The sequence below is a fragment of the Methylobacterium soli genome, from assembly GCF_008806385.1.
Classification (GTDB): domain Bacteria; phylum Pseudomonadota; class Alphaproteobacteria; order Rhizobiales; family Beijerinckiaceae; genus Methylobacterium; species Methylobacterium soli.
Window position 1 is genome coordinate 36,846 of record NZ_VZZK01000034.1, and the last position, 24,170, is coordinate 61,015.

Consider the following 24,170-nt stretch of genomic DNA (forward strand, 5'->3'; position numbering starts at 1 on the left):
TACTTCGCAACCCAAATTCGGCGCTCGAGGCGACGCCTTCGCAGCCGCAAGGCCCGCGGGCGTTTCCATAGCTCGGTTCGCTCGCGCGTGCGGCCATCCACAGCTCAGCCGCGCCCGGCTGCGAAGACCCGATGGCCTGGTCAGACGCTCCTCGGTAGCTTGGCAGTATGATCCGCATAGCCTCCGCCCTCATCCTCGTCCTGCTTGCATGGCCCGCCATGGCCTGGGACGGGTCCGACAGCTCTAATTGCAACGGCGTCGAGATCGAGAAGGGCCAGACCGTCCGGCGGGGCCGCGAGGTCGAGTTCTATGACCACGGCGCCGGCTCGTTCCGCACGATTGATGTGGACAGCGTTCGCAGAAGCGGCAGCGGTGTGGAGATCGAGGGGACCGACAGCGATGGCAACGCGGTGACGCTCGACATGGATGGAAGCGGGGAGTGACAGCGGCCTGATCGCCTACGGTCGCCCCCTGCCGTTCGAGAGCTGCTCCAGCACGGCCGAGACGATTGCGAGCTCAAGGCCCCCGGAATGGCTGACAGCCTCACTGGCTCCCCTGCCCTCTGACCTCTCGACCCTAGCTGTGCTCGTTTCGGCTGCGAAGGTCATCTGAACCAAGCAGCCGGGCAATGCGGCGGAGGTGAGTAGCAGGGCCGCATCGCAGGCCTTCGCTTCGAGCAGGATGGCGAAGCGCGCCTTCCTGTCCGGCGACTGCTTTCCTGTGCATGCGACCTACACCTCGACGAAAAGCTGGCGCTCGGGCGCCGTCGCATCAGAGGCGCGTTCGCGGAGGCTGCTGATCAGCGAAGGGTTGGCGATCGTGAAGCGCCGTCAGCTCACCGGTGTGTGAGACGACTGTGTGAGACGGAACGGCGGCTGGCCGCTAAATATCTGAAATGATTGGAGCGGGCGATCGGGATCGAACCGACGACATTCAGCTTGGGAAGCTGACGTTCTACCACTGAACTACGCCCGCCTGCGGCGCCCGTGAGGGCGAGCCGCGTGCCGGCGTCTGGCGCCGGGACGGGCGGACCATAACAGAGCCGATTGCGTTGTCCACGGCCTCGTTCGCCGCGCGGCGACTGGCCGACGCCAGCCGTTCACATTGGCGGCGCTTTCCAGTACTGCTCCCCGGCCCTTGCCGAACCGTCCGGGCGCCGCGACGGCTTGCCGTTGGAGACAGATGGACACGATTGCCGCCCCCGAGGGCCTGCTCGCTCCGCCGAGCGACCTGGCTCCGCGTCACGCCCGCCTCGTCCTCGCTTCCGCGTCGCCGCGCCGCCTGGCCCTGTTGCAGCAGGTCGGGATCGAGCCCGACGCGCTCCTGCCCGCCGATGTGGACGAGACGCCGCGCAAATCCGAGACGCCCCGCGAGCTCGCGCGCCGGCTCGCCCGCGCCAAGCTCGAAGCCGCGCAGGAGGCCGCCCGCCGCCGCGACGACCTGAGCCAGGCTTGGCTCCTCTCCGCCGACACGGTGGTGGCGGTCGGCCGGCGCATCCTGCCGAAGGCCGAGATCCCCGAGGAAGCCGCCGATTGCCTGCGCCTGCTCTCGGGGCGGCAGCACCGCGTCTTCACCGCGATCTGCCTGCTCTCGCCCAAGGATGCCCGGCGCGAGCGCATCGTCGAGAGCCGGGTCCGGTTCAAGCGCCTCTCGGGCCGAGAGATCGAGAGCTACCTCGCCTCGGGCGAGTGGCGCGGCAAGGCGGGCGGCTACGCCATCCAGGGCTTGGCCGGCAGCTTCGTCGTCAAGCTCGTCGGCTCGCACAGCGCCGTCATCGGCCTGCCCCTCTACGAGACCGTGAGCCTGCTCGATGGCGCGGGCTACCCGGTTCGCGGGAGCTGGGGCGGCCCGGCATGAGCGCGACCCCTAAGAAGCCCGCCCCCTGCCCGATCTGCGGCCGGCCCGCGGAGGCCGCCTTCACGCCGTTCTGCTCGGCGCGCTGCGCCGACATCGATCTCGGCCGCTGGCTCAGCGACCGCTACGTGATTCCGTCCGAGGATGAGGACGACACCGATCCGCCCCGCGAGCCGGCGGAATAGAACCGGCGCGGATTTGCCCGAAAACCCGCTGGACGCGCGCGCAACGAGGCTGGACAGGTCCATCCGCACTCACTATACCCCCGCTCCAGCCGACGCCGTCAGGCGCTCCGGCGGATGCCCAGGTAGCTCAGTTGGTAGAGCATGCGACTGAAAATCGCAGTGTCGGCGGTTCGACTCCGTCCCTGGGCACCACTCTTTTCCTGAGCGTGTTCCGACACTTAGCGACTCCCGCTCAGAAACTGCTTTTTTCACTTAGCGGCGGTTAGTTCGGCGGGTAGACAATCTCGTCGCTGTTTGTGCTCCGTGACCCGAGCAGATCGATCCGCTCCATCGCGTCTTTCGTCGCCGCCTCCTTCTTGGCCCTCTCGCTGTAGAGCTGCGCCATCGTGAGCGTCTTCTGGCCCAGGACGCGTCGGATCGTGTCGAGGTCGCAGCCCGCATCCGCCAGGTGCCCGCCGAGCGTGTGGCGCAGGCCGTGAATGGTCAATCCGGTGCGCACCTTCCCCTCCGCCTCCAGCTTGTCCGTGAACTTGTCCCAGACCGAGTTGAAACCGCTCTCGGTCCAGGGCGTCCCGCGGGAGGTCGCGGCGATCGTCGGCGCCGTGTGCTGGGGCACGCTCGCCAGGATCGCGGCGAGCTCCGGATGGATCCGGATGAAGATCTCCTCGCCGGTCTTCGAGGTCTCGATCCGCCCGCCCTTGATCGCGTCCTTGCGCAGGGTCAGCGCATCACGCTTCCGGACGCCCGTGAACATCGCGAGCGCGACCGGCACCTTCAGGTGCGGCGGCGCCGCAGCGAGCACGACATGGCGCTCGGCGAGGGACCACGGCCGGTTCGCCTTCGGCTTGCTCTTGTCCCGCTTGGCTCGCTTGACGAAGAAGGCCGGGTTCTGGGTGACGTACTTGCGCTCGATCGCAAAGCCGAACAGGACCGACAGGACGGAGAGCATGTAGTTCGCCGTGCGCCTGCCGCGCTTCATCGCGACCTTGTCCCGGATGACGGATAGCCCCGCCGAATCGATGCTCTTGATCGGCACATCGTGCAGCGGCTTGGCGATCTCGAAGTAGCGCTCGTAGCCGGAGCGCGTCGCCATCGCGAGATCGGCGAAGGCGGGGGTCTTCTTGTACTCGTCCATCACGCCCTTGAGCGTGCCATTCGGCGCCGGGGGCTTCTTGGCCACCACGCCGTCGAGCTCGGCCACTTCAGCGGCGAAGGCAGCGGTGCCGTACTCCGCCTTGATCGCCTTGCCGGTGGCGCGATGGTAATTCCGCCATTTCCCGTGCCGGTCCTGGTATCGCTTCACGCCCGCGATCGGCGCCTTCGCGATCACCCCAGAACTCGGCGATGGCGTCGGCCATCGTCTTTAAGCCGCCCTTCGCAGGCGTCTTGCGATCCTCGATCCAGTTGTCGAGGTCGAAACGGTCGTAGCGCTCCAGCCGCCGGTCGCCGAACGACATGGGCACCACGGGGCACTCGCGCTCGAAGACGCTGGGCGAGAAGCCGCAATAGGCGGCAGCCTCGGCCCGCGTCATCAGCCTTGGTTCGATGTGCGCGCGAGCCATGGTTCAGGCGCCCTCCCCCTTGGCGAGCAAGACCCGCAGCCGTTCGACCGCAGACTCGAGGCGTTTCTCCGCCTCGATCGCTTCATCCACGGCTTCGCGCGCGACCGCAGCCGTCACGGCGTCATGTGCCTCGACGACTTGGCGGGCCCCTTCGCGCAGCGCTTCGTGAGCCGTCTGGTTAGGGCCTAGCTGCGGCTCACCCATGATGCCCCTCCCCCATCGCGAACAGGTCCGGCTTCTCGGCCGCGGCCTGGACCCGGTAATCGGCCGCAATCGCTTCCATGGTCGCGATCTCGCGTTCCGCATTGGCCATCTTCATGCGCCCGCTCGCGACGAGGCTGGCTACCCCACAAGATCCATGGTGACGGCCGAAGTCCGGCTCTACAATGGAGCGACCAGCAGTCTTGTGGTGTGATCCGCCATGGAAACTGAGAAACGCGATGACATGCTCATCGTTCGGCTGGCGCATCTCCTGCTGACCAGTTCGTTCCTGGATTTCGCCAACGAGATTCGGAGCGCTCAAGTAGAAGCCACTCGCAACCATTTGCAGTCCATTGAATACGCCCTCGCGCGCACGCTCTTCCGTTTCTGGACGGAAACAGAGATAGGCAGGGCCAACCCCGACATTGTCGCTGCTGTGGCTTGGCACGTTCGCGCTGTGCTGCGCGAAGGCCGCGAAGGCTCCGGCCCGGGTACCACGGGCGACGATGCGGCCGGCGTTGAGAGGTGGCGGGATGATGCCGCGCTCGTTCAGCAGGCCAGGGTTGGCGAAACGGTATCTTCCCCTTAGCGCACCGCCGGCTAACATCGCTGCGATAAAAAGAACGATGGAGGCAGGGATGGAAGTGAAGCAGCAGGAGCTTGAGGCCCGCATCGTGGCCATCGAGCACACACTGCAGGTGATCGTGAATTGCCTTTCGGATCGGCAGTCACTCGATCGAGGCAAGCTCGTAAACCTGCTCGGAGCCGCAGCGGACGAAGCCAAGGGCAATGCGTCGAACGCCGGCATCCCGGCTGCACTGCGGCGGTTGGCGGAACAGCTCTGACCCCGGCCGCTGTCGGCGAGATCCTGGCGATCGGGCCAGGCATCAGCGCCGAGGCTCAGCACGGCCGGGGTCTGACAGGCGGGGCAGATCGGGGCGGGCATTACTGCAGCCCTCCCGCCTGAGCCTGCTTCCGCGCATCGACCCGCTTCTTCACCAGCAGCGAGACGAAGCGTTGGAGCGCCGCTTCCTCCTCGTTGGCGATCACCTGAGCGACGAACTCCGCCATGACGGTCATGGCGATGTTCTTGTCGTCGACGCTCATGGCTTCGGCGCCGCGCGGATACTGCTCGGTGAGGAAGGCGCTCATCGCGCAGCCGATGCACTCGCAGGCCATGGCGATCACTCGGCCGCAACGAGGAGCGGGAGGCCGGCTGGCCACGTGGTGGGAGCGCGCGTGCTCTCGATTGCCGCGTCGAGCCGGGCGAGGCTCTCGGGGCTGAGTCGGTAGCCTCGGCCCCAGACGGTCTCGACGTGGATCTGGGTCTGCGCCTCCATGAGCTTGCGCCGGACCTTGCACGCGTAGACGTCGATCACCTTCTGCTCGGGCATGTCCTGATCGAGGACGCCGTACATGGCGACCAGCACCCGCTCTTTGTGCGCGACGTTGGGCGCTACAGCGCGGATGGCGAAGAGAAACTTCGTCTCGCAGGCGGTCAGCCGCCACTCGCGCGGCAGCTGCATGACGGGCGCCATCGCCTGCTCCATCTGCCGAAGCGCCTCCTTCAGGGTGTCGCGCTCCTCCGTGAGGGCGATGACCTGCGCGCGAGTGAGGTTGTGCGGATCCATCTCAGGCAATCTCCACGCAGCGGAATCGGGAAGGTGCGGGGCGGCGGCGCGCCGCGAGCGGGAGGCGGCGCAGGTCGTAGCCGTCGCCGTCCGAATCGTCGTCGGGCACGTCCTCGCGGACCTCGTCCGGATCGTCCCAGCAGTCGGGCTCGTCGCAGTGGACGCAGCCGCAGCCCTGGAACTCATCGGAGGCGCAGGAGACCATGTGACAGGCGAGGCACATCTCAGGCGGCCTCCCTGCTGTCGGCCAAGGTGAAGGCGCGCCGGCCGAGCGCTTCGATCCGCGCGACCTGGGCGTCGACTTCGGCGAGGAAGGCGACGGCCTGTTCCTCGAGATCCTGGATCAGCGCGTCGTCGCGCGGCACGCGGACCACGAACAGCTTCAGCTCGTCGGGCACCCGCGGATCGTAGGAGGCGAGGTCGCACCAGGCGCGGCCGGTGCAGGCCATCTGCCACTGCATCTGCGACACGTACTTCTCGGGCGCGGCCTGCGCGAGCCACGTGTCGAGGTGCGTCTCGGTCTTCGGGCACTTGAACTCGACGAGGCCCTCGGCGCCGACGAGGCCGTCCGGGCTGGCCCCTGCCATCGCGATGCGCGGGTGCGGCGCGAAACCGAGGCGATCCACGTCGACGTCGAAGCGGAAAGCGTAGGCGTCGCGCGCGACCGGCTCGTTCTCCGAGCCCCAGTACATTTCAGCGCTGGTGAAGTGCGGGGCGCTGAGGCCAGTTAGCCGCTCGGCGACGAGCTCGCGCAGGTAGGCCGTGCGCGCAGCGCCCCAGCCCTTCTGCGTCTTCGCGATCATGTCGGCGATACGGGAGGCCGTGACCTTGCCGCAGCGCTCGGCCAGCCACTCGGGCGAGCCCTGGACCATGTCGGCCATCAGCGGGCCTCCTTCCGACGAAGCTCGGCCACGGCCCGCTCGAACTTCGCGGCGGGCAGTTCGGGGAGGCTGTCGACCCCCATGAACCGGAGAAAGCGCGGGAGGTTGGCGCCCACGCTCTCGGCCAGTTCGCGCAGCTCGTCCGTTTGTGCCGCCGTGATGCGAGGGCCCGCGCCGGCCCCACGTCCGTCGTCGTCCCGCTCGAATCCGTCGCGGCTCGTAAGGTTGAGCAGGGCCTGGGCTGTGTAGCGCTTGCCGTAGCTGGTGGAGGATCCGACTGCCTGCACGGCGTTCTTGCTTCCCGACGTGTCGACCGGCAGCTCGAGGGTGGTCTCCTCCGAGTGCCCGGACTGATGCATCAGGATCGCCGTGACCGTAACGCGCTCGGACGTCCGTCCCGTCTTGAAGCTGATCCCGAATCCGTGTTGGGCGAGCACAGGCTTGATCGCGTCGTTCACGTCCTCCCAGAGGGCGTACTTCATGCCCTTGTCGCCACGGCCACGCTCGATGATCGTCGGGAGGTCTTGCTGCATTTTGGCGAAGTCAGCCGAGAACGCTTCCTTGGCGGCCCGGGCCAGGACGCGCTCCTGCATCCCGAGGAGCCGTTCCATTTTGTCGATGTCGACGTTCGGATCGCGCGCGGCGCGCTCGATCACGCTGACGATCATCCCGGACTCGCTCTGCATCGGCGCGGGTGTCGACACTCCGTCGACATGGGCGAGAGCTTGGTTGCTGCTGGGCATGATGGTGGTCACTCCGCGGCCTGGGGTGGGTTGAGGCGGTCGTCGTTCCGCCGGCTCTCGGCCTTCACGGCCGCGAGGTGATGCGGGTCGAAGCGGTCGGCGATCGCCGGTTCGAGGATGCCGCAACGCGCGTTCAGCGCCGCCGCGATCTCCTCGGCGAGGAGCATGCGGTAGGCGGGGCTCGGTCCCGGCAGCGCCATTGCGACAGGCGCACCCGTCTCGTCGACGATGACCGGCTCCCAGGATGAGCGGACCGCGAACGGGCCGCGGAAGCCGGCGAGCGAGAGCTTGGTGGCGGGCGTGTTCTGGGCAGCCACGGCCGCCTCCATGTCGAGAGGAAGGATGGCCCGCACCTCGAGGACGAGGGCCTCGGAGTAGGCCGCGAAGATCACGGGTGCGGCCCGAGCGCGTTGCCCACGGCGTTGCCGAGAGCCCAGAGGATGCCGACGAAGGTCGGCCCGGCGGTGATGAAGAAGGCGGCGAGCTGTGGGTCCGTCATGCCGCGCTCCTGGCGGGCTGGATGATGGCGGGAGGGGCGAGATCTGGGTCGCAGGCCTCGAGGTCGGCGAGGCGGGCGCGCAGGCTCTTCACGAGGTACGTCTCGGAGCCGGCCGACGAGGCGCCAATGCGCATCCCGTCGTGGTCATGCATCCAGAGGATGTTCCGGACGACGGCGGCCAGGGCCGCGCCCTTGCCGACTTCATCGATGAGCAGGCGGACGCCGGTGTCCGCGACGGTGCGGGGGCGCGGGGCGGCCATCACGCGGCCTTCCCATAGCGCCCGGCCAGAGCCGGAGCCTCGGTGATCGCGTGCTCGGCCATGACGGCGAGCTGGCGGGCGGCGCGCGTCGCTGCAGAAGCCTGCACCTCGGCGAGCATCGCGTTGACCGCGGGGCTCTCGACGTGGCCGACGGGAGCGCGCGGCTCAGCAGCGCAAGCGGCGCTCGCGGCCTGGATCTTCTTGAACCACGTGGTCAGTTCGAGGGGCTGGGGCACTGGGCGGCTCCATCGCGAGAGGCGATGGATATAACTTACACAGTGTAAGTTAGGCGTCAAGCCATTTAGTGACGTTTTGTAAGTTAAGGAGCAGGGTTGGTCGATACCCTACGATTTCCCCGTTATCCACACCCTACCCCAGGTTACAATCTGTTCCAGTTTTGTTCTCGTACGGCTCCGCACCTTGCGGTTGCACCGGAGAGAACATGACCCGAGAAACGATCAACGTTGTCATGCCCGTGATTCGGTCCAAGAAGGGGAAGTTGGAGCCGGGGACGGCCCTCATGTTCAAGTCCGCTGACGAGGCGAAGCGTCGGGCGGAGCGTGTCGCCCAGAACGGTCCCGGTGCCATCGCTTTCTCCAGGTCTGGAGACCCGGACCTTGGCGAGTACGATGAACCAGTGGTGCTCGGCACTTACGGCACTGTGCCGCCGGCTGTAATGGCTGTGGTCGCGCCTATGCCCTTCTAGGGCGAGAGACGATCATCGCGAGCTTTCCTGCCTTCACAACCCGCTCGTCGGGGCGATCTTCAGCGTTATGAGAAATCAAGTCATAGAGCCCCGGCCCTGTGCCGGGGTTCAACTTCTTGAAGAACCGCCGCTTATCATCGAGATAGACTAGACACTCAGTGCGGAGCAGTTGGGATGGTTCGTATTCCCGCTTTTCGAAAGCGACGAACTCACCTGCATAGACGCGAGGTTCCATCGAGTTGCCGATTACCTCGTACCACTCCAGTTCGTCAGCATCATCGGGTGTGATGCCCAACTCTTCGTAGCGGGCGCTCCCCTCGACGTCCTCGATCTCAGCTCCTGCTCCGATGAAGCCACGGATTTCGACACCCACTGCTGACGTGCTCCGCTCGCCCTGGCCTGTCAGCAGCCAGTTTAGCGAAACTCGAAACCGCCGCGCATACTGCCGCGCGCTCTCAAGTGGGATACCCTTAGTGGCCCGAAGGCCATTTTCGTGAGACTCGTACGTCGACACCGACATCCCGAGAGCCGCGGCCGCCTCCGGCCTGGTTGCATAACCAGCCGCGAGCCGGGCAGACATCAGCCTACCATGCTGCGTCGAGAGATCGGGCGCTGCGGCTTTGCGGGGCATAGCTTGGCGTAGCCAAACGAAACTTACGTTTGGTACTTGTCAGCGTAACTTACGTGTCGTAAGTTTGCCCGCATGACGAAGCCCGCGTCCTTCCGCGATCTGATCGACACGACCTTCGGCGGTCGGGATCGGTTCTCTTCCGAAACCCGCATCGACATCAAGCATGCTGATGTCATGAAGCACCGGGACTCGATTGCGCCAGAGCATTGGCCGGCAATCGTGCGGGCTTCCGAGCGGCTTGGTTCCGGAATCACTCTCGACGATTTGGCTGACCTTCGAGTGAAGCGGAAGGAGGTCATGCTCCGCCGCCGCTCGCCGGTAGGCAGCGGGGATGTCGAACGTGAACTCCCCGCCCCAACGCCCTGCCCTGAGCCGGAAGGTTTCAGCCGTTCGCGTGGGGTGGCGTGATGCGCGCCGCTTACCGCATCCCGATGTCGATGATGGCTTCGAGCCGTCTCTTCGCATTGGCGCGCACCACGTTCTCGTGGCCCTCTGCGACGTTGAGCGCGGTCAGGTCGACTGTTTGCCGCCCGACCTTCTTCCAGTGGGCCGCGAACTCTGCCGGGTCCAACTTCATCATTCGCGTGAGCGCAGCAACGCGCCGCATCATCATGATGAGCGCCTGCTTCTGCGCGATCTGCTCGGCGATGATGTCGTCGAAGTCCTCGGGTCGCAGCGACGTCGGCTCGGGCGCGGCGCGCGTCTTCGCGCAGTGCTGCACGTCGAGGATGTCTCGTCTCTGGGCCCACATCGGCGCCTCCGCTCACATGCGCACGAGCGTGACGCCAGGCCTTCTGGCCGGTCTAAACATTCGAGGGTTTGGGGCTGCTGTTCCCGCCATCGTGCGGTGCCGCGCCGTCGGGGGCGCTGCCTGACATGGCCGCGCTCGCCATCCTCTTCGCCACGCTGTCGGTGCTGAACCTCGCGGCCGCCGGGCTGAACGGTTCGGTGCGCGCGCTGGTGATCGGGCTGGCGGATGCGGTGCCGGGGCTCGCCTGCTTCATTGCTGGAGCGCTCCCATGAGCGCCCTCACCTTTTCGCGCTCCGGCGCGTCCGATCTCGACCAGGGGCCGTTCGGCATGACGCTGACCGGGATAGTCCCTGCGCGGAACCCGTTGCTGGGCACGGGCCGAGAAAGCCCCAGCGCCATTTCGCGGTTCGCCGCGTCCGAGGCCCATCTGGGCAATTCCTCCCTTGAGACTTGCCGGGGCCTTCGGGCTCCGGCCTTTCTCAGGACGAGCGCTCACCACGGCTCACCAGCTCTGCTCAAGGGTGTCGTCGAGCCAGATGGCCAATCCACGCGCGTCGAGCGGCTGCGGTTGTGCCGGTATGGTCTTCACTCGCCGCTGCTTGCGAGCGTGAGCGGCAGCAGCGCGGACGAGGCGCGTCTGCCAACCCAGCATCTTCTTCGTCTTCCGCGTGCGGCCCTTGGCGGGGCTGTCCGCGTGTTCCTGCGCAATCGCCTTGCTGTCCAGACTGTCGATCGCGCCCGTGTGCTGAGTATCCCGTCCAACCTCCTGCATCCGCCCAGCTCCTCTGCTTCGAAGACAGTGAAGCACATGAGGCTGACCAGATGCGGACAACTAAGGACGGCCGTTCGATGATTACGGCTGAACACGAAATCGGTCTTGTCAGACCGAACATCGTCGCCTCGGTGAAAGCTCTCCAAGATCGCGGCCTCTCGCGCATGGAAGCTTACGCCGTTCTCGGCTCGATGCTCGGCAAGTCGCAGACGTGGGTCCGTAAGGTGATCGGGCGCCAGCCCGACGCCGCGATCTACCTGCGCGACGCCCTCAACATCCGGTCGGCCTACGACCGGCTCTGCGCCCGCATCGACGCCGCCTCAGAGCGGATCGAGGGCGAAAACGACCAGCTCAGGGAGGCCATCGATGTCGCTCTATCGGCGAGTGCTGCGCCTCATCCAGGCCGCCCGGGACCGACGCAAGCTCAAGCAGCAGCTCCGCGCGGTGCAGGACCGCCGGCCGCACCGGCACTGGTCCGTCCGCGCGCTCGAACGCTTGTGCCGGCTGATCAACCGTCGGTGGACGTGAACGACCTGCCGCTGTGGCGGGCGATCGAGGGGGAGTGAGCATGACGACGAGTGTGATCGTGATTGTGCCCGCGAGCGCGAGCTACGTGGCGCGCGTCACGACCTTTCAGACCGCGCACCGGCACGAGGAGGACGTCCAGCCCGGGACCGAGCGCACGTTCTGGGCCTCTTCGGGCTGTACCTTTCAGGTAGCCGAGGCGCCGATCGCGGCGTCCGAGAGCCTGGGCACCGCTTCGTCCGTCGACACCGCGACCGCCGAGCGCATCTCGGGTGTCCTCGCGTCCGACGAGCCCCGCCACGCCGGCGGCCTGCCACCCGGCCGGCCTCACCCCTGACCCCACAACGAAGACGCCCGGCGCCTGCGGGGAAGCAGTGGCGCCGGGCGCGGGTCGTGTCCTCGTCCTTGGAGAGCACCATGGAAGCCACAGGTCTGTTCGCCCTTCAAGACGACGTACGCTCCTGCGCTGATGCGGACGAGCGGATCCTGGCGGCTCCCGCGGCGCTGGCCGATCCGAACCGCGTCGTGCTCGGCGTCGATCCCGGCGCCTCCGGCGCCCTCGCCTTCTACCGCCCGGCGCGGCCGCACGAAATCCTGGTGTTCGACGCGCCGCTCGCCGACGGGCAGATCGACGGCGCCGAGCTCGGCCGGCTGATCCGGGATCACGTTGCGACGGCGGCCATCGTCGAGCGGGTCTCGGCGATGCCCAAGCAGGGCGTCTCGTCGACCTCCAAATTCGGCATGGCTTACGGGGCCGTGCTCGGCGCGCTCGGCGCGCTCCACATCCCCTTCCGGCTCGAGACGCCGGCGCGGTGGAAGAAGCACTTCCGGCTCTCGTCCGACAAAGAGCAGTCCCGCGCGCTGGCGATCCGCACGTGGCCGGCCTCGCGCGACTTCGCCCGCAAGAAGGATGACGGTCGCGCCGAGGCGGCCTTGCTCGCCCTCTACGCCTGCGAGGTGGTGCGGTGAGCTGGATTTCCACCGACTGGCCTGAGGGCGTCCAGCGCCCATGTCGCTCCTCCAGGCTGCGGAGTAGATCGATGCCCTACGACCTCAGGCGTCCGACCTCCCCCGTGCCGCTGGAGCGCCAGCAGGCGGTCGTGGCCGAAGCCGCGAAGCGCTGGTGGGACTTCTACACCCGCACCAAGGCCGACGATCAGATGAAGTGGTTCGACTGCGACATCGCCCTGGCTGAGGGCGGGGCGACGCTCGGACTGCTCGCCGAGCTCTCGAAGCTCACGAGCGACGAGTACGTCCGCGACCTGCTCGCCCGCGCGATCGAGAAGCACAGTGCAGGGGTCGCGGCATGACCGAGTCCCTCGACTATCCGGACCTCGACGACAACATCGTCCCGTTCGACGACTATCGCGAGCCCGTGCGTGCCCGCCCGCCCGCCGCCGCGCCGACGGCCCAGCCGATCGCGGACGTCGACACGGAAGCCGGTCTGATCGGCTGCATCCTGACCCAACCGCACGTTTTTTCGACGGTTCAACACCTGATCGCGGCCGAGCAGTTCTTTGAGCCTGTGCATCAGGTCATGTGGGAGGCGATCGGCAACGTCTCGGCGGCCGGCGGTACACCGGACCTGCTGAAGGTGAAGCGCGCCCTCGGCTCGCGGATCACGGAGCAGGACCTCGGCGGCAAGACCGTCATGGCCTACCTCACCAAGATGGCGGTAGAGGGCGCGGTCCCGGCGGCGGCTGAAGAGTACGCGCGGACGGTCCAGCAGCTCTGGCAGATCCGCGCCATCGGCGAGGCCGCAGCCAAGGCGTCGGACGGTACCGGGTTCGTGCCCGGCTCCTTCCTCGAGCACCTCTACGCTCGCGTCGACCAGGTGCGCGCCTCCTTCGTCGACCGGAAGGTGCGCTCGGCCTCGCTGGCGCAAGCCGGCGACGCGCTCATGGCGCGGATCGAGGCCAGCCTGAAGGGTGAGGCACGCGAGCTGCCGCGCTCCGGCATTGTCGCGCTCGACGAGGAGTTGGGGGGCGGACTCGCGCCCTCCTCGCTCATCACCGGCGGCGCCCGGACCTCGATGGGCAAGTCGGTCTGGGGTGTCGAGGTGAGCCGGCACGTCGCCCGCGACGGCGCCGCCGCGATCTATCACTCGCTCGAGATGCCATCCGAGCAGGTCGTGGCCCGCCTCGCGGCGAGCCGCCTGCTCGACCTTGGCCGCGAGATCCCGTTCTCGCGCATCATGAAGCGGCGCGGCGCCACCTCGGACGACGCGAACGCCGTCGCCGGCGCGCTGCATGACGTGCGGAACTATCCGCTCACGATCGAGGACGGCGGCGGCCGGACCATCGGCGACATCGCAGCAGCCTCCGACCGGCTCGCGAACGCCTACGCCCGCCGGGGCATCCCGCTCGGCGTCATCGTCATCGATCACGCGCACATCGTGAGGCCGTCGCGCGCCTTCAAGCGCGAGGACGAGGGCTTCAAGGAAGTCGCCGACGGGGCGCTCGCGCTCGCCAAGCACCTCGACACCTGTGTGCTGCTGCTCGCCCAGCTCAACCGCGGCACGGAAGGCCGAGACGACAAGCGGCCGAGCCTCGCGGACCTCCGCGGCGCCGGCGCATTCGAGGAGGATTCGGACGCGGTGATCTTCCTTTACCGGCCGGCCTACTACCTCGAGCGCTCGGCCGCCTTCCGCAACGGCGAGCCCGCCGCGCTCGATGAGCACCGCGCCTGCCGGCACGAGCTCGAATTCATCATCGACAAGAATCGGGCCGGCCGCTCGAACCAAGTGGTTCGCGCGTGGATCGATCCCGGCCTCAACGCCATCCGCAACCTTCAGTTCGGGGCCTAGCCGCATGTCCGAGCCGCTCGTTCCCCCGCAGGTCGATCTCCGCGACTTCGCCTTCATGCCGCTCGACGTGTCGCGCCTGCGCGTTTCCGCGATCGTGGACAGCATATCCGGCGAGGAGTTCCGGGCGGCGATCCTGCTCTGGTGCGCCTCCTGGCATCAGGTGCCGGCCGGCTCGCTGCCGGACGACCCGCGGCAACTCTCGAAGTTCGCGGGCTACGGGCGCGTCGTCGCGGAATGGGAGAAGGTTGCCGAGGGTGCGTTATACGGCTGGGTGAAGTGCTCCGACGGCCGCTGGTACCACCCTGTGATCGCCGAGAAGGCTATCGAGGCCTGGGAGAAGAAGAGCGAGTACACCGAGCGTAGTGCCGCTCGGACAGAGCGTGCGAAAGCAGCAGCTGAAGCCAAGTGGGGCGAGCGCGAGCCAACGGCTGCGCAAACGCGATCGCAGCGCCTGGCTGAGGCGCGGGAGCGTGGCAAGCACACGAATGAGGAGTGGCAGGTCCTGCTCGCGCTCTTCGACAATGCCTGCGTGCGTTGCTCTGCGTCCGACAAGGTGGTGAAGGATCACATCACGCCGATTTACCAGGGCGGCTCCGACGCGATCGAGAACCTTCAGCCGCTCTGCCCGTCCTGCAACTCTTCGAAGGGACCGGATCGCACCGACCATCGAAGCAAGGCCTTCCCAAATTGGCGAGAGTCCTTCGATAAGGAAATGTCGTTGCGAGCGCCTGCTGAAACGCCTGCTAAAAGAGGAGAAATGCCTGCCGCGCGCCTGCTGAAAGGGACAGGGACAGGTAATAGACCAGACAAGGAAACGCTGCGCATCGCGGCGCGCGAGCCGAGGGATCGGGTTCCGGACGACATCGAGATCTGGGCTCGGAACCTCGTGCCGGGAGACCAGCCCGTTTCCGTGGTCGCCGACGTGACCCCGATCCGGGCGCTCCTCCGGGAGCCTGGCATCACCCAGCCCGACGTCGAGGCGGGAATCGCCGCGTTCCTGGCGAAATCCCGGAAGCGGGCGATGAACTGGGACGACTTCGAGCGCTGGATTCGCACCGCCGCGAAGGAGCGGATCGCCGGCACGCCTCGAGCCCGGCCCGGGGCTCGCGGCGAGCTGCCGGCCGCGATCCGCGCTCCGGACCCGGAGAAGATCCGGCGCGGCCTGTTCATCCTGGCCTGCGAGCATTTTCGTGGACGTTGGTCGGATGGCTGGTCGAACATGACCCGGCCGGGCCACCCCGACTGCACAACGCCCGAGGACATCATCGAGGAGGCGCGGCTCGCGGTTGAGCTCGAACGCAACACTGACCTGCAACGCGCCGAGCGCCAGTACGCCTACGCCAGCTAACCCTAGGAGAACTCACCATGGACCACGCCGAGACCATCGAACACACCGTCGAGATCGTCTGCTCGTACGTCGCCAACAACCCTGTGCCAGCCGGCGAGCTTCCGAAGCTCATCCAGGGCGTCTACGGGGCCTTTGTGGGCCTGACACAGCCCCAGGCGCCTGCCGGGGCCTCCGAGGCCGCCGTGGAGCCTGCCACGGCCTCGCAGATCCGCAAATCGATCACGCCCGACGCGCTGATCAGCTTCCTCGACGGCAAGCCCTACAAGACGCTGAAGCGGCACCTGACGAAGCACGGGCTGACGCCGGAGGGCTACCGGGCGCGCTTCGGCCTGCCCGCGGACTATCCGATGACGTGCCCGAACTACTCGGCGCAGCGGTCCGCACTGGCGAAGAGCCTCGGTCTCGGCACGCTGGGCAACCTGCACCAGGCCGCGGAGTGAGAGCGATGGAACAGGCTCTTACCCCCGTCCAGCCGCTCGGCAACGCCGCCGCCGCGCTAGCCTCCGCGGTATCCACTTTCGTCGTTGCCCTGGGTGCTCTCGTGCTGAGGCTCCTCGTATTCCTGGTTGTCGAACGCGCCCATGTCCCCCGGCTCTGACTCGCCCGGCGAGTTCGGGCCCTGCGGACGTTTCGCTACGCTGCCCGAAGGATATGGCCGAGCACCAGAAGGAGCCTCGGCGATCACCTCCTGCGGTGTTTTCGGGTCGACACTGCTCACGACAAGCTCCTGATCAGTTGACTTGTGATCGGGACAAGGGAGCGCACCCGACTCGGTTCCGCCGTGGCTGCGATGGGGCTCTCACGCTGAGAAAGTTGAACCGCTAGTGCTGACCTACGCCATTGGTGACATCCACGGCTGCCTCAATCATCTGCGCGTGCTGCTCGATAAGATCGAGGAGCACCGCGCCGGCCGCGCGCGGAAGCTCGTGTTCCTGGGCGACTACATCGATCGCGGGCCCGATAGCGCAGGGGTCATCGCGCTCGTTCGGAAGGTGCAGGAGCGCGAGCCAGGGAACGTGGTCTGCCTCATGGGTAACCACGAGGACCTGATGCTCCACGCCCACTATGTGCCAGGGCTCAGGTACAACTGGCTGATGAACGGCGGCAGCGCGGCACTCCGCTCCTTCGGCATCGCCAGCCCTGAGGATCTACCCAGTGACGTCGTCCGCTGGGTCAAAGACCTGCCGACCTTCCATGAGGATGGGCAGCGCTTCTATGTGCACGCCGGTTTCCGGCCCGGTATGGCTACGCCCGACCCAGACGAACACACTCGGCTCTGGATCCGGGAGCCATTCCTGTCCGAGCAGCACGACTTCGGGAAATATGTGATTCACGGCCATACGCCCTTGCACGCTGGCGAGCCTGAGGTCCACCCGTACCGCACGAACCTCGACACTGCCTGCGTCTATGGCGGCGCGCTGACTGCCGGTGTATTCACGGATGAGCGCGGGCCGGCCATCCAGTTTCTCCAGGTCGAGTAGCCTTGCCGAACCGCATCGAAGGACCCGACCCGCCGGTTAGCCCCAGCGGTAGAACGCCAACCTTCGACGCACGTCTCGTTGAGCGCTGGACCGTGATCGCGTGGAGGGCTGATCGTCTCGTCAAGTTCGAGGGCAACCACACCACCGTCGGCAGCGCATTGAATTGGCCAGATCAGTACCTGCCGGTCTCACACCAGATGCGCGGGCAGGCTCGCACCTTCCTCCTGATGTGGGCATGGTGCGAGGCCGGCAACGACACCTGGCGGGGCTACTGCAAGAAGCGGGGCTGGTCTCGCTCGACCGCTGATCGCTGGCGCAAGTGGGCCGCCGAGCTGATCGCCAACGGCATAAACGAGGCGATCATAGCAGCGGCGCAGCAACGGGCAACGTAGTCCGGCTGGAAGGTGTTCTGTCACGCCTCCAGAGCGATTCCCGGTGCACGAGTATCAAGCGTCTTCTGCCAACCGCCAGCGGTTCTACCAGAAGATATGATCGCCTATTTGTGCTGCCTCCCATGCAATCACAGCCGACCACCCTAGAACGCTAAGACCGAGCAAGCCGATATCTGTGAATCTGCTTGAGACCGCAGGGAATTCGAGCGTAGATTTACTGGAAATCACTGAAAAAGTCGAGGCTTTTGGCGACACTGCATTTCCCCCGCAGAGTTTTCTTGCATCCTGCTTTCCGTGCATTACCCCCATTCAGGCTCACCGCGTAACGCTCAAATGTTAATCCTACGTAGTATTTTCACTTAATACACCTTTAGGACTATAGGACATTGCAGCGACCAGATCGAGGAAACATTGGTTCGGAACAGCGAAGCTTACTGTTAGGCTTCACATTTGCGTCCTGAGGATTGCGATGCGCTTCCTTCCGACCGCCATTTGCGCTTGGTGCGAGGCCGGCAACGACACCTGGCGAGGCTACTGCAAGAAGCGGGGCTGGTCCCGCTCGACCGCTGATCGCTGGCGCAAGTGGGCCGCCGAGCTGATCGCGAAGGGGATCAACGAAGCCATCGAAGCCGCGGCACAGCGTCGGACTGCCTGACGGAAGGGCCCCGTCAGCGACCGCCTAGGGGATCAAATGTGACATCACTCGGTATAAGTCTCACCGCCGTCCGGCGTCGCCTTGTGGAAGAGGATGAACGCCAGAGGGTTACCGGGCTCGGACATCGCGTCGCTACGCTGGCCCGTAACCTCCCCGGCCACGCTGCTTGTATATTCCGCAACCACTTCGCCGAAAGTGTTGCGCTGGATGGCCACTTTCTGCCCGGCTTCGACCTTGTCATTGAGCTTGACCAGATGCTCGACGAGCCCTCCCTGGGTTGCAAGGATCGGAAGCGCACTGTTGCCGATGAAGACACCCACGTCTTTCCCTGTGCGCCCCAGTGGCCCGGCCAGGATGCCGTGATGCTTGAGGACATTCATGGTGCCTTCCACGAACAGGGAGATCATCTCGAGGTTCAGGACGCGCGCAGCGCCAATCTCAGGCGTGAAGGCAGGGATGCCCACGTCGACAAACGCATTATGCAGGACACCGGGATAGACATGATTGTCGAAGATCTGGCCGACGGGGTAGAGCTCCGCCATCGCCCTGATCTCGGGCACATCCATGCCCGCGATATTGAAGGCGGTGACATCGAACCCGGTTGTCCCGGTATGGAAGTCGATCGCGAAGTCGGCGTTCGGCCGTAGCAGCCGATTGAACAGAAGCCCGGCGTGTCGGCTGGGTGCGGTGGCGCCGTTCTCGTTCCCGGGCCACTCTCGATTCATATCGATCAGATCGATGCCTCGGCCCTGGTTGGGCCATCTGCGCTGCATGCTTTCCAGAGCCGGGCGGGATACGTCCGTGACCGCCATCACCGTGCCCGACATCTGCGCCGGGTTGAGCTGGTTCATCACGGTCTGGACCGTATGCACGGAACTCATCTCGTCGCCATGCACGCCACTGGTCAGGATGCCGCGCTTGCCCGACCTTGCTCCCTTGGCGACCGTAACGGACACATACCAGTGCTGTCCGGTGGGCATCTCGACGCCCTGAAAATACAGAAGGTGCTTCCGCCCGGGCTCCAGATCGTTGACGTTCAGCGCGCTGACGACCCTTTTCCCCTTGATTGTATCACCGGTATAGACCGTTCCTGATGCCGGCCCAGCAGGAGTTGTCGCTGCACCTTGAGCATTCGCGGGACCACCAGCAACGGCGAGGGCAGCTGATGCGCCAGCCACTGTAATTGAAGCGATCAAGAAGTCGCGGCGATCGAGGCGTTTCTCTGGCCCATTCGACATGACGCAAGTCCTTACCTGTGAAACTCAGGAGCTTGCGATCTTGCAGGGTCGTTCGGCAAGCTCCGCAGAGCGCGCACACTGATGTCGCCAATTGAGTTTCGCTGTACGGCGAGAATAATCCTTGACACTGGTGCCAAACGCCCCGGACATCGGAGGGCATATCCCGGTGAACGCATCGGGAACATGCACAGGGGCACCACCGTGACCGCGTCGGCACGCCACTCCGCGTCCACCACCCGCACCGAGACCACGAAGCGTCGCGTCTTCCCGATCGAGGAGGTCCTGCGCTGGGCCATCCGCGACGAGTTGCCGAAGCGCCGGCTCGACCCGTCCATCACCCAGGCGCCCTCGCTCCCGAGCGTGCACCCGATGTGGGGCAACGGCCTCTTTACCCGCGTCGATAACTGGTCGCGCGAGCCCGGCATGCCGCTCGCCCTCGGCGAGTGCCACCCGGACGCCGAGGTGATCGAGGCCGAGATCCGCAACCTCGACGCCGAGGCCCTGGACCTTGCGCCGTATCAGATCGGCCATGGCCTCGGGCCGCAGTGCGAGGTCGAGCGCATCTCCCGCCTCGTCCGGCGCGACGTCATCGCCTGGCTCATCACCTACGCGAAGAAGGGTGGCCGGCCGGATCTTGGCGAGCATGTGATGTGCGAGCCGGCTCTCTCCGCGAACGGCAAGGTCACGGTCTGGCGCACGGTCTCCACTCTCTGTGGCACCGACCTCCACGGTAAGCCGCTGTTCATCACTTCGGACAAGGTCGCCGTCTCGAAGGGCGACGCCCGCGACACCGGGCTGTTCTGTAAGCTCCACTGGACCCGCAATGCTGACGACGTCGCTGAGGACCGAGCCAGATACGCGGTTTGGCACGCCGCCCTCGCCCATCTGACCGAACGTCTCTCCGGTCTCAGCAGCGTCGAGGTGAGGGCGCCGATCGCGCCCGCCACACCATGGATCTCTCAGCCTACACCGCCTGCGGCTCTGCAGCGCCTGATTCCGGCTAATGACACCGATCTACCGCCAGCCCGTCATCCCGCGCAGCGCCCGCGTCCTCGGCCGGCATCTGCGGTTCGGCACATTGATCCGGCGACCTATCCCCTCGTTGCCTGATTAATTCCGAACGAAGGTTTGCTCGCTGTGCGCGGCTCAGCCTACTCGCAAGGCCTGCCTGTACCCATTGCGGACGTTGAGCCGACCACACAAAGTGAAATCCGCCTGTACGGTCGCGCACCAAGCGACAGCATTGTGCAACGCACTCAGCGAGTTGCCGGCTGGGTATAATTTCGGACATATGCAATTAAAAAACCAACCTGGGTTGCAAAGCCCTAATATTAGTCCGTAGCATTCCACTCACCTACTTAGGTGCGCCACGGGAGGCAAAGCAAGTTATTTTGCCGTTTAAGCTCTTTAGGTTTATTATATCCCGCCTTGGCGCTTGGCCAAAAGAGTAATTACGGGAGAATATAAAAATGAGCCTTAACCAGAACACCAGTCATAGCAAGAATGACGAAAAAATCTTAGACGCTGCTATGCATAATGCCGACAAAACCGCCGAACAGGGCTCCCGCCTCGTTGACGTTGCGGGCGACAACGTCAGCAAAATGGTTGATCTGCGTGATCAGGCGGCGGAGAACACCAAACGGATTGTGCAGAAGGGTCTTGAGACAGCTTCGCAGCAAGCACGTGACGTCGCGGATCGATTTACGCGCACGCTCGGCTTTTCTGGAGAGGACAGCGAGCGCTTGGCTCGTCAGTCTAAGCAGAACCTCGAAGCGGTTACACGTTGCGGTACAGTTTTGACGCAAGCCTTTCAGGAATCCTCGCGTCACTGGTTTGACTTGAGCCGGAAGCAGTGGCAGCGCAATCTAGACGGCCTTAACAAGCTAACCCACGCCAAGTCGGTCCAGGAGTTCACCGCTATCCAGAGCGATCTCGTCCGAGAGAGCCTGCAGCACGTGATTCAGGACAGCCGCACCATCGCCGAGACAGCAGTCCGAGCGGTCGATGAGGCGAGCAAGACTTTTTCCCAAGTGGCGCAGCAGAGCCCAGGCCTACCCCGCTGAAGCCAGATAGCCGTGCCTGGGTGAGATAGTCCGGACTCGGAAACAAGCGATGAGCGGTCTTCACGTCCGCCCTGTCTCCCTTTGCGCATTCGAGCGAAAACTGCGGCGACACCACCGCCAACTTCAGCTGTCGCCGACTATCCTTACTTCTACTTTCTCGCCATAGAATTTCCTCAAATGCCGCGAGGCACGCATGACCACGATCAGGCAATTGATACTGGCTAGCCCGGCGAAGGCGAATGAACTTTTCACAGTCCTGGCTGACACCTCCAACAACGCGGTGAAGACGCGTGAGCGAATTCTAGGAGACCTCAAGTCCGAACTGGAAATTCTGGCCAAGTTGGAAGAGGAGCACCTATTTCCGGTTTTGCGAAGGCACAAAGAAACCAAAGATCTTGTTACCGCTGCCCTGAGTGACAACAAACAGACCCGCAAACTGCTGTCTGAGCTTGAGCAGACGCCAAAGGGGAGCGAGGAGTTTGCTCCAAAGGTTGCCGAGTTACGGAAGGTTTTCCAGCAAAGTGTGCGAGATGAGCGCAAAGAGTTGCTCCCGGCGGTCGTACAGGGCCTGAGTGACGAAGAGGCGCAGGCTGTTGTCGCGAAGATTGAGGACAGAAAAGCCGAGGTCGAGGAAGCAAAGCGCGTCGAGGCTGAGCAGCGTCGGGCGGAGCAAAGGCAGGAGCGTGAGCAGGCCGAAAGGCTCTTGGCCGAGCAGAAAGAAGCGGCAGATCGCGAGCGGGAGACCGAAGAAGCTGCTCGGAAGACGGCGGAGCAGGTGGCACGAGCGGCTGAAATCGCCGCCGAGAGTTCCCACAAAATCACCCAGAGTGCTGCAGAAACCGTTCAACGTGTCGCGACCACCTCCTCCAGCACAGGCTCGCTCTTCTTTGACGCGATGTTTGGAATGTGGGGAGTGCCGTCGAGCCGTTCATCAACGCGGTCCGGCGACGCCTCGTCTTCAAGGAGACAGGTTTCTACCCAGGAAGAGGAAGTCATCCCGCTGGCGGAGGAGACGCTGATCGTGGGCAAGCACACGGTGAACAGCGGCACGACCACGGTCCGCCGCTATGTCGTGGAGGTCCCGACCGAGCAGCAGGTGACCCTGTTTGACGAGAAGGTTGTGGTGGAGCGGCGCAGGCCCATCACCGACAAGGCAAGCGGGGAGACGTTGACGGAACTCACGATCGAGATGGTTGAGACCTCTGAAGTGCCGCTCGTGGCCAAGGGGGTCAAGGTGAGGGAAGAAGTTGTGGTGCGTCGAGAACGCACCAAGCGTGTTGAGACCGTGCGGGACACGATCCGGCGCGACGAAGTCGAAATCTCAAACGTGGGCGAGCGCTCCAGCAATAAGCGAGCTGCGCTCGCTTACGGCCGCAAGTAAGAACTGACGACATATCGACGGCCGCGGTCAAAGCACTGGCCGCGGTCAAAGGACCAGCTGCAGTCTTCCATTCCTGTATGAAATCCGACTGACTAAGCGCGCAAATCAGCACCAAGGAAGCGCCAGCCATGGGAAGCTATACCTTCTCGGAAATTGTATATCCTGGTGCCACATACACCTATGCACAGGGCGTCTCCCTCTCGGGCACGGTTTTCGGCTACTACATAGATAATTATGGGTCGCATAGTTTTATTGACGCCAGCGGAAATTTCTCAACATTCACCTACCCAAATGCATCCGCCACCTCGATTCGCGGCATAAGTTCCTCCGGTGAGATCGTCGGCAACTTCACCGACAGCGGCGGTGAGGCCCATGGTTTTGTCTATAGCAGCGGTATCTCCACGGCCATCGATGCTCCCGGCGCCTCATACACATCTGTGGCTGGTATTAACGCCACCGGTCACATCGTCGGAACTTATATCGACAGTAAGGGCCAGCACGGTTTTCTCGACACGAACGACACCTTTACAACCCTCGACGCACCGGAATCGAGATATACGTCAGCGACAGCCATCGATGATGCGGGGCATGTCTTCGGGACCAATTTTGCGAGTCCTGGCGGCGCAACGACTCGGCAGCAGGCGTTCGTCTACGCCAATGGCAGCGTCACTGTAGAAGAGCTCCACCCTCCTGGAGGAAGACCGCCCTCCCTTGGGGGCGTCAACGAGGAGGGGGTGGTTTACGGCACTTATTCGGATACGACTGGCCGGCACGGCTTCCTTGAGACCGGTGGTTCTTTTTCGTCAATCGACATCCCCGGGAGTTCGGAGATCACTGTCACAGGGGTCAGCGCCGACGGGCAGGTCGTCGGGTATTACAGGGATGGCGCCTTCGCGACCCATTCGTTCCTTGCGACGCCCGTGGCACCGGCAAATGGCCCTCCGGTTTCGGCGGACGACGTGGCCAATGTGGCCAAGGGCAGGACGGTATCGGGAAAGGTTCTGGCCAACGACACAGATCCGGATGGTGACAAGCTCTCGGTCACGACTCCAGGCACGGTCAAAGGCGCGCACGGGACGCTGATGTTGAAAGCGGACGGCAGCTACGCCTACACATCGGACGGCAATGCTCTGCCAGCCAGCGGTTATGTGAACGACACCTTTACCTTCGACATCAGCGACGGGCACAGCCATATGGTGGCCGAGCACCTGAGTGTGACGACGACGGCGAACGGCACGACGAAAGTCTTTGACGGAAGCGCGGGTGGGGCGACCCTGACGGGGACCAACGCTGCCGACATTTTGGTCGGCGGGCCTGACGACATCCTGACCGGGAGGATCGGAGCGGACAGGTTTGTGTTCAACGCACATGCGGGTCGGAACACAATCACGGACTTTGACCCAAAGGTGGACAAGCTGGTGTTGGATCACGCGCTGATCCCGAGCGCGAAAGATATTCTCCATGGCAGCGCTCATGTCGACCAGATCGGTGGGGATCTGATCCTTGACGCCGGCCACGGCGATGTTCTGACGCTGCAGCACACAACCCTTGCTCAGGTCCTCCTAAACGCGGGACACGATGTCCTGATCGTCTGATCACTCCTTC

General features: G+C 64.8%; 38 protein-coding genes and 2 tRNA genes. 23 read left to right on the top strand and 17 right to left on the bottom strand.

Translation table 11 applies throughout. The annotated features are described in order from the left end of the window. Window positions 1-167 precede the first annotated feature (167 nt). A complete protein-coding gene (locus F6X53_RS24935; protein WP_238296005.1) occupies window positions 168-443 on the top strand; it encodes a DUF5334 family protein in 276 nt (91 codons plus the stop codon). Between the two features lie 238 nt (window positions 444-681). After that, complete coding sequence (locus F6X53_RS32645) at window positions 682-849, top strand: hypothetical protein (RefSeq protein ID WP_191970985.1); 168 nt, start codon at window positions 682-684, stop codon at window positions 847-849. Window positions 850-900: 51 nt separating this feature from the next. On the opposite strand, the gene F6X53_RS24940 is transcribed toward F6X53_RS32645, so the two are convergent. Beyond that, window positions 901-975: transfer RNA gene (locus F6X53_RS24940), tRNA-Gly, on the bottom strand. A 207-nt stretch (window positions 976-1,182) separates the two neighbouring features. Here F6X53_RS24940 and F6X53_RS24945 point away from each other — a divergent pair. The 3 genes from F6X53_RS24945 to F6X53_RS24955 all read left to right on the top strand — a co-directional run bounded on the left by F6X53_RS24945 (window position 1,183) and on the right by F6X53_RS24955 (window position 2,231). Then, the gene (locus tag F6X53_RS24945) at window positions 1,183-1,857 is read left to right on the top strand and encodes a Maf-like protein (protein WP_151003396.1); all 675 of its coding nucleotides are present in this window, start codon (window positions 1,183-1,185) and stop codon (window positions 1,855-1,857) included. After that, window positions 1,854-2,039, top strand: coding sequence for a DNA gyrase inhibitor YacG (locus F6X53_RS24950; protein ID WP_151003399.1), 186 nt, complete (start codon window positions 1,854-1,856; stop codon window positions 2,037-2,039). Before F6X53_RS24945 ends, F6X53_RS24950 begins: the two co-directional genes overlap by 4 nt. 116 nt (window positions 2,040-2,155) lie before the next feature. Then, window positions 2,156-2,231, top strand: a tRNA-Phe gene (locus F6X53_RS24955). Between the two features lie 70 nt (window positions 2,232-2,301). Here F6X53_RS24955 and F6X53_RS24960 read toward each other — a convergent pair. The 4 genes from F6X53_RS24960 to F6X53_RS24975 are packed head-to-tail and all read right to left on the bottom strand — an operon-like array spanning window position 2,302 to window position 4,409. Next, on the bottom strand, window positions 2,302-3,342 hold the full coding sequence (locus F6X53_RS24960) for a tyrosine-type recombinase/integrase (RefSeq protein WP_191970986.1): 1,041 nt from the start codon (window positions 3,340-3,342) through the stop codon (window positions 2,302-2,304). Next, entirely contained in the window at window positions 3,242-3,601 is a 360-nt protein-coding gene (locus tag F6X53_RS24965) for a hypothetical protein (protein WP_151003402.1), read from the bottom strand. The genes F6X53_RS24960 and F6X53_RS24965 overlap by 101 nt, the downstream gene beginning before the upstream one ends. A gap of 3 nt (window positions 3,602-3,604) precedes the next feature. Beyond that, window positions 3,605-3,805: a hypothetical protein gene (locus tag F6X53_RS24970; protein WP_151003404.1), complete on the bottom strand. Its 201-nt coding sequence runs from the start codon at window positions 3,803-3,805 to the stop codon at window positions 3,605-3,607. After that, the gene (locus F6X53_RS24975) at window positions 3,798-4,409 is read right to left on the bottom strand and encodes a hypothetical protein (RefSeq protein WP_151003406.1); all 612 of its coding nucleotides are present in this window, start codon (window positions 4,407-4,409) and stop codon (window positions 3,798-3,800) included. Before F6X53_RS24975 ends, F6X53_RS24970 begins: the two co-directional genes overlap by 8 nt. A gap of 31 nt (window positions 4,410-4,440) precedes the next feature. Here F6X53_RS24975 and F6X53_RS24980 point away from each other — a divergent pair, with 31 nt between their 5' ends. After that, entirely contained in the window at window positions 4,441-4,647 is a 207-nt protein-coding gene (locus F6X53_RS24980; RefSeq protein ID WP_151003408.1) for a hypothetical protein, read from the top strand. A 100-nt stretch (window positions 4,648-4,747) separates the two neighbouring features. On the opposite strand, the gene F6X53_RS24985 is transcribed toward F6X53_RS24980, so the two are convergent. The 8 genes from F6X53_RS24985 to F6X53_RS25015 form a co-directional block, all read right to left on the bottom strand. Then, the gene (locus tag F6X53_RS24985) at window positions 4,748-4,954 is read right to left on the bottom strand and encodes a hypothetical protein (protein ID WP_151003410.1); all 207 of its coding nucleotides are present in this window, start codon (window positions 4,952-4,954) and stop codon (window positions 4,748-4,750) included. A gap of 32 nt (window positions 4,955-4,986) precedes the next feature. Then, window positions 4,987-5,433: a helix-turn-helix domain-containing protein gene (locus F6X53_RS24990; RefSeq protein ID WP_191970987.1), complete on the bottom strand. Its 447-nt coding sequence runs from the start codon at window positions 5,431-5,433 to the stop codon at window positions 4,987-4,989. Between the two features lies 1 nt (window position 5,434). Beyond that, the gene (locus F6X53_RS32650) at window positions 5,435-5,656 is read right to left on the bottom strand and encodes a hypothetical protein (RefSeq protein WP_191970988.1); all 222 of its coding nucleotides are present in this window, start codon (window positions 5,654-5,656) and stop codon (window positions 5,435-5,437) included. A 1-nt stretch (window position 5,657) separates the two neighbouring features. Beyond that, window positions 5,658-6,314 (bottom strand): lambda exonuclease family protein, encoded by a 657-nt coding sequence (locus tag F6X53_RS24995; RefSeq protein WP_151003414.1) that lies wholly within the window; start codon window positions 6,312-6,314, stop codon window positions 5,658-5,660. Next, window positions 6,314-6,982 (bottom strand): ERF family protein, encoded by a 669-nt coding sequence (locus tag F6X53_RS25000; protein ID WP_238296006.1) that lies wholly within the window; start codon window positions 6,980-6,982, stop codon window positions 6,314-6,316. The genes F6X53_RS24995 and F6X53_RS25000 overlap by 1 nt, the downstream gene beginning before the upstream one ends. Before the next feature lie 83 nt (window positions 6,983-7,065). After that, on the bottom strand, window positions 7,066-7,449 hold the full coding sequence (locus tag F6X53_RS25005) for a hypothetical protein (protein WP_151003416.1): 384 nt from the start codon (window positions 7,447-7,449) through the stop codon (window positions 7,066-7,068). Between the two features lie 103 nt (window positions 7,450-7,552). After that, the gene (locus tag F6X53_RS25010) at window positions 7,553-7,816 is read right to left on the bottom strand and encodes a hypothetical protein (protein ID WP_151003418.1); all 264 of its coding nucleotides are present in this window, start codon (window positions 7,814-7,816) and stop codon (window positions 7,553-7,555) included. Beyond that, entirely contained in the window at window positions 7,816-8,052 is a 237-nt protein-coding gene (locus F6X53_RS25015; protein ID WP_151003420.1) for a hypothetical protein, read from the bottom strand. Before F6X53_RS25015 ends, F6X53_RS25010 begins: the two co-directional genes overlap by 1 nt. Before the next feature lie 206 nt (window positions 8,053-8,258). On the opposite strand from F6X53_RS25015, the gene F6X53_RS25020 reads away from it, so the two are divergent. Further along, window positions 8,259-8,522, top strand: coding sequence for a hypothetical protein (locus F6X53_RS25020; protein WP_151003422.1), 264 nt, complete (start codon window positions 8,259-8,261; stop codon window positions 8,520-8,522). Here the strand turns inward: F6X53_RS25020 and F6X53_RS25025 are convergent. Then, window positions 8,509-9,102 carry a S24 family peptidase gene (locus tag F6X53_RS25025; protein WP_151003424.1) on the bottom strand — a complete coding sequence of 198 codons (594 nt, stop codon included), beginning with the start codon at window positions 9,100-9,102 and terminating at the stop codon, window positions 8,509-8,511. The genes F6X53_RS25020 and F6X53_RS25025 overlap by 14 nt on opposite strands. A gap of 123 nt (window positions 9,103-9,225) precedes the next feature. Between F6X53_RS25025 and F6X53_RS25030 the strand changes: the two genes are divergently transcribed. Next, on the top strand, window positions 9,226-9,561 hold the full coding sequence (locus tag F6X53_RS25030) for a hypothetical protein (protein WP_151003427.1): 336 nt from the start codon (window positions 9,226-9,228) through the stop codon (window positions 9,559-9,561). 10 nt (window positions 9,562-9,571) lie between these two features. Here the strand turns inward: F6X53_RS25030 and F6X53_RS25035 are convergent, their stop codons facing one another. Beyond that, complete coding sequence (locus tag F6X53_RS25035) at window positions 9,572-9,904, bottom strand: hypothetical protein (RefSeq protein WP_151003429.1); 333 nt, start codon at window positions 9,902-9,904, stop codon at window positions 9,572-9,574. Window positions 9,905-10,029: 125 nt separating this feature from the next. On the opposite strand from F6X53_RS25035, the gene F6X53_RS32655 reads away from it, so the two are divergent. Continuing rightward, entirely contained in the window at window positions 10,030-10,176 is a 147-nt protein-coding gene (locus F6X53_RS32655) for a hypothetical protein (RefSeq protein WP_191970989.1), read from the top strand. Window positions 10,177-10,406: 230 nt separating this feature from the next. On the opposite strand, the gene F6X53_RS25040 is transcribed toward F6X53_RS32655, so the two are convergent. After that, the gene (locus F6X53_RS25040; protein ID WP_151003431.1) at window positions 10,407-10,676 is read right to left on the bottom strand and encodes a hypothetical protein; all 270 of its coding nucleotides are present in this window, start codon (window positions 10,674-10,676) and stop codon (window positions 10,407-10,409) included. 50 nt (window positions 10,677-10,726) lie between these two features. Here F6X53_RS25040 and F6X53_RS25045 point away from each other — a divergent pair, with 50 nt between their 5' ends. From F6X53_RS25045 to F6X53_RS25090, 10 genes are all read left to right on the top strand, one after another. Continuing rightward, window positions 10,727-11,242, top strand: a complete 516-nt coding sequence (locus tag F6X53_RS25045) for a hypothetical protein (RefSeq protein ID WP_151003433.1) — start codon at window positions 10,727-10,729, stop codon at window positions 11,240-11,242. A gap of 2 nt (window positions 11,243-11,244) precedes the next feature. After that, entirely contained in the window at window positions 11,245-11,538 is a 294-nt protein-coding gene (locus F6X53_RS25050; protein ID WP_151003435.1) for a hypothetical protein, read from the top strand. 80 nt (window positions 11,539-11,618) lie between these two features. After that, window positions 11,619-12,170 (top strand): RuvC family protein, encoded by a 552-nt coding sequence (locus F6X53_RS25055; protein WP_191970990.1) that lies wholly within the window; start codon window positions 11,619-11,621, stop codon window positions 12,168-12,170. A 71-nt stretch (window positions 12,171-12,241) separates the two neighbouring features. After that, window positions 12,242-12,511, top strand: a complete 270-nt coding sequence (locus F6X53_RS25060) for a hypothetical protein (RefSeq protein WP_151003437.1) — start codon at window positions 12,242-12,244, stop codon at window positions 12,509-12,511. Further along, a complete protein-coding gene (locus tag F6X53_RS25065; protein WP_151003439.1) occupies window positions 12,508-14,007 on the top strand; it encodes a replicative DNA helicase in 1,500 nt (499 codons plus the stop codon). Before F6X53_RS25060 ends, F6X53_RS25065 begins: the two co-directional genes overlap by 4 nt. A gap of 4 nt (window positions 14,008-14,011) precedes the next feature. After that, window positions 14,012-15,355 (top strand): HNH endonuclease, encoded by a 1,344-nt coding sequence (locus tag F6X53_RS32660; RefSeq protein ID WP_191970991.1) that lies wholly within the window; start codon window positions 14,012-14,014, stop codon window positions 15,353-15,355. Between the two features lie 17 nt (window positions 15,356-15,372). Then, a complete protein-coding gene (locus F6X53_RS25075; protein WP_151003441.1) occupies window positions 15,373-15,795 on the top strand; it encodes a Ros/MucR family transcriptional regulator in 423 nt (140 codons plus the stop codon). A gap of 384 nt (window positions 15,796-16,179) precedes the next feature. After that, complete coding sequence (locus F6X53_RS25080) at window positions 16,180-16,836, top strand: metallophosphoesterase family protein (RefSeq protein ID WP_238296777.1); 657 nt, start codon at window positions 16,180-16,182, stop codon at window positions 16,834-16,836. A 2-nt stretch (window positions 16,837-16,838) separates the two neighbouring features. Next, entirely contained in the window at window positions 16,839-17,228 is a 390-nt protein-coding gene (locus F6X53_RS25085) for a hypothetical protein (protein ID WP_151003445.1), read from the top strand. Between the two features lie 469 nt (window positions 17,229-17,697). Then, window positions 17,698-17,883: a hypothetical protein gene (locus F6X53_RS25090; RefSeq protein ID WP_151003447.1), complete on the top strand. Its 186-nt coding sequence runs from the start codon at window positions 17,698-17,700 to the stop codon at window positions 17,881-17,883. A 44-nt stretch (window positions 17,884-17,927) separates the two neighbouring features. On the opposite strand, the gene F6X53_RS25095 is transcribed toward F6X53_RS25090, so the two are convergent. Then, window positions 17,928-19,121 carry a M14 family metallopeptidase gene (locus tag F6X53_RS25095; RefSeq protein ID WP_151003449.1) on the bottom strand — a complete coding sequence of 398 codons (1,194 nt, stop codon included), beginning with the start codon at window positions 19,119-19,121 and terminating at the stop codon, window positions 17,928-17,930. A 201-nt stretch (window positions 19,122-19,322) separates the two neighbouring features. On the opposite strand from F6X53_RS25095, the gene F6X53_RS25100 reads away from it, so the two are divergent. The 4 genes from F6X53_RS25100 (at window position 19,323) to F6X53_RS25115 (ending at window position 24,160) form a co-directional block, all read left to right on the top strand. Further along, window positions 19,323-20,231, top strand: a complete 909-nt coding sequence (locus F6X53_RS25100) for a hypothetical protein (protein ID WP_151003451.1) — start codon at window positions 19,323-19,325, stop codon at window positions 20,229-20,231. A gap of 359 nt (window positions 20,232-20,590) precedes the next feature. Next, on the top strand, window positions 20,591-21,184 hold the full coding sequence (locus F6X53_RS25105; protein WP_151003453.1) for a phasin family protein: 594 nt from the start codon (window positions 20,591-20,593) through the stop codon (window positions 21,182-21,184). A gap of 193 nt (window positions 21,185-21,377) precedes the next feature. Then, on the top strand, window positions 21,378-22,565 hold the full coding sequence (locus F6X53_RS25110; protein ID WP_151003455.1) for a YsnF/AvaK domain-containing protein: 1,188 nt from the start codon (window positions 21,378-21,380) through the stop codon (window positions 22,563-22,565). A gap of 128 nt (window positions 22,566-22,693) precedes the next feature. Then, window positions 22,694-24,160, top strand: coding sequence for an Ig-like domain-containing protein (locus F6X53_RS25115; protein WP_151003457.1), 1,467 nt, complete (start codon window positions 22,694-22,696; stop codon window positions 24,158-24,160). Window positions 24,161-24,170: the final 10 nt, after the last annotated feature.

Excerpts from the sequence above, each read along its gene's own strand:
- F6X53_RS25045 (WP_151003433.1), top strand. The coding sequence starts at position 10,727 with ATGCGGACAACTAAGGACGGCCGTTCGATGATTACGGCTGAACACGAA.
- F6X53_RS25055 (WP_191970990.1), top strand. The coding sequence starts at position 11,619 with ATGGAAGCCACAGGTCTGTTCGCCCTTCAAGACGACGTACGCTCCTGC.
- F6X53_RS32650 (WP_191970988.1), bottom strand. The coding sequence starts at position 5,656 with ATGTGCCTCGCCTGTCACATGGTCTCCTGCGCCTCCGATGAGTTCCAG.
- F6X53_RS25030 (WP_151003427.1), top strand. The coding sequence starts at position 9,226 with ATGACGAAGCCCGCGTCCTTCCGCGATCTGATCGACACGACCTTCGGC.
- F6X53_RS24985 (WP_151003410.1), bottom strand. The coding sequence starts at position 4,954 with ATGAGCGCCTTCCTCACCGAGCAGTATCCGCGCGGCGCCGAAGCCATG.
- F6X53_RS24945 (WP_151003396.1), top strand. The coding sequence starts at position 1,183 with ATGGACACGATTGCCGCCCCCGAGGGCCTGCTCGCTCCGCCGAGCGAC.
- F6X53_RS25050 (WP_151003435.1), top strand. The coding sequence starts at position 11,245 with ATGACGACGAGTGTGATCGTGATTGTGCCCGCGAGCGCGAGCTACGTG.
- F6X53_RS32660 (WP_191970991.1), top strand. The coding sequence starts at position 14,012 with ATGTCCGAGCCGCTCGTTCCCCCGCAGGTCGATCTCCGCGACTTCGCC.
- F6X53_RS25105 (WP_151003453.1), top strand. The coding sequence starts at position 20,591 with ATGAGCCTTAACCAGAACACCAGTCATAGCAAGAATGACGAAAAAATC.
- F6X53_RS25065 (WP_151003439.1), top strand. The coding sequence starts at position 12,508 with ATGACCGAGTCCCTCGACTATCCGGACCTCGACGACAACATCGTCCCG.
- F6X53_RS25025 (WP_151003424.1), bottom strand. The coding sequence starts at position 9,102 with ATGTCTGCCCGGCTCGCGGCTGGTTATGCAACCAGGCCGGAGGCGGCC.
- F6X53_RS25040 (WP_151003431.1), bottom strand. The coding sequence starts at position 10,676 with ATGCAGGAGGTTGGACGGGATACTCAGCACACGGGCGCGATCGACAGT.
- F6X53_RS25075 (WP_151003441.1), top strand. The coding sequence starts at position 15,373 with ATGGACCACGCCGAGACCATCGAACACACCGTCGAGATCGTCTGCTCG.
- F6X53_RS32645 (WP_191970985.1), top strand. The coding sequence starts at position 682 with ATGGCGAAGCGCGCCTTCCTGTCCGGCGACTGCTTTCCTGTGCATGCG.
- F6X53_RS25060 (WP_151003437.1), top strand. The coding sequence starts at position 12,242 with ATGCCCTACGACCTCAGGCGTCCGACCTCCCCCGTGCCGCTGGAGCGC.
- F6X53_RS25115 (WP_151003457.1), top strand. The coding sequence starts at position 22,694 with ATGGGAAGCTATACCTTCTCGGAAATTGTATATCCTGGTGCCACATAC.
- F6X53_RS25035 (WP_151003429.1), bottom strand. The coding sequence starts at position 9,904 with ATGTGGGCCCAGAGACGAGACATCCTCGACGTGCAGCACTGCGCGAAG.
- F6X53_RS25010 (WP_151003418.1), bottom strand. The coding sequence starts at position 7,816 with ATGGCCGCCCCGCGCCCCCGCACCGTCGCGGACACCGGCGTCCGCCTG.
- F6X53_RS25020 (WP_151003422.1), top strand. The coding sequence starts at position 8,259 with ATGACCCGAGAAACGATCAACGTTGTCATGCCCGTGATTCGGTCCAAG.
- F6X53_RS24995 (WP_151003414.1), bottom strand. The coding sequence starts at position 6,314 with ATGGCCGACATGGTCCAGGGCTCGCCCGAGTGGCTGGCCGAGCGCTGC.
- F6X53_RS24990 (WP_191970987.1), bottom strand. The coding sequence starts at position 5,433 with ATGGATCCGCACAACCTCACTCGCGCGCAGGTCATCGCCCTCACGGAG.
- F6X53_RS25000 (WP_238296006.1), bottom strand. The coding sequence starts at position 6,982 with ATGATCGTCAGCGTGATCGAGCGCGCCGCGCGCGATCCGAACGTCGAC.
- F6X53_RS25090 (WP_151003447.1), top strand. The coding sequence starts at position 17,698 with ATGCGCTTCCTTCCGACCGCCATTTGCGCTTGGTGCGAGGCCGGCAAC.
- F6X53_RS24950 (WP_151003399.1), top strand. The coding sequence starts at position 1,854 with ATGAGCGCGACCCCTAAGAAGCCCGCCCCCTGCCCGATCTGCGGCCGG.
- F6X53_RS24980 (WP_151003408.1), top strand. The coding sequence starts at position 4,441 with ATGGAAGTGAAGCAGCAGGAGCTTGAGGCCCGCATCGTGGCCATCGAG.
- F6X53_RS24975 (WP_151003406.1), bottom strand. The coding sequence starts at position 4,409 with ATGTTAGCCGGCGGTGCGCTAAGGGGAAGATACCGTTTCGCCAACCCT.
- F6X53_RS25095 (WP_151003449.1), bottom strand. The coding sequence starts at position 19,121 with ATGTCGAATGGGCCAGAGAAACGCCTCGATCGCCGCGACTTCTTGATC.
- F6X53_RS24970 (WP_151003404.1), bottom strand. The coding sequence starts at position 3,805 with ATGGGTGAGCCGCAGCTAGGCCCTAACCAGACGGCTCACGAAGCGCTG.
- F6X53_RS32655 (WP_191970989.1), top strand. The coding sequence starts at position 10,030 with ATGGCCGCGCTCGCCATCCTCTTCGCCACGCTGTCGGTGCTGAACCTC.
- F6X53_RS24965 (WP_151003402.1), bottom strand. The coding sequence starts at position 3,601 with ATGGCTCGCGCGCACATCGAACCAAGGCTGATGACGCGGGCCGAGGCT.
- F6X53_RS24935 (WP_238296005.1), top strand. The coding sequence starts at position 168 with ATGATCCGCATAGCCTCCGCCCTCATCCTCGTCCTGCTTGCATGGCCC.
- F6X53_RS25110 (WP_151003455.1), top strand. The coding sequence starts at position 21,378 with ATGACCACGATCAGGCAATTGATACTGGCTAGCCCGGCGAAGGCGAAT.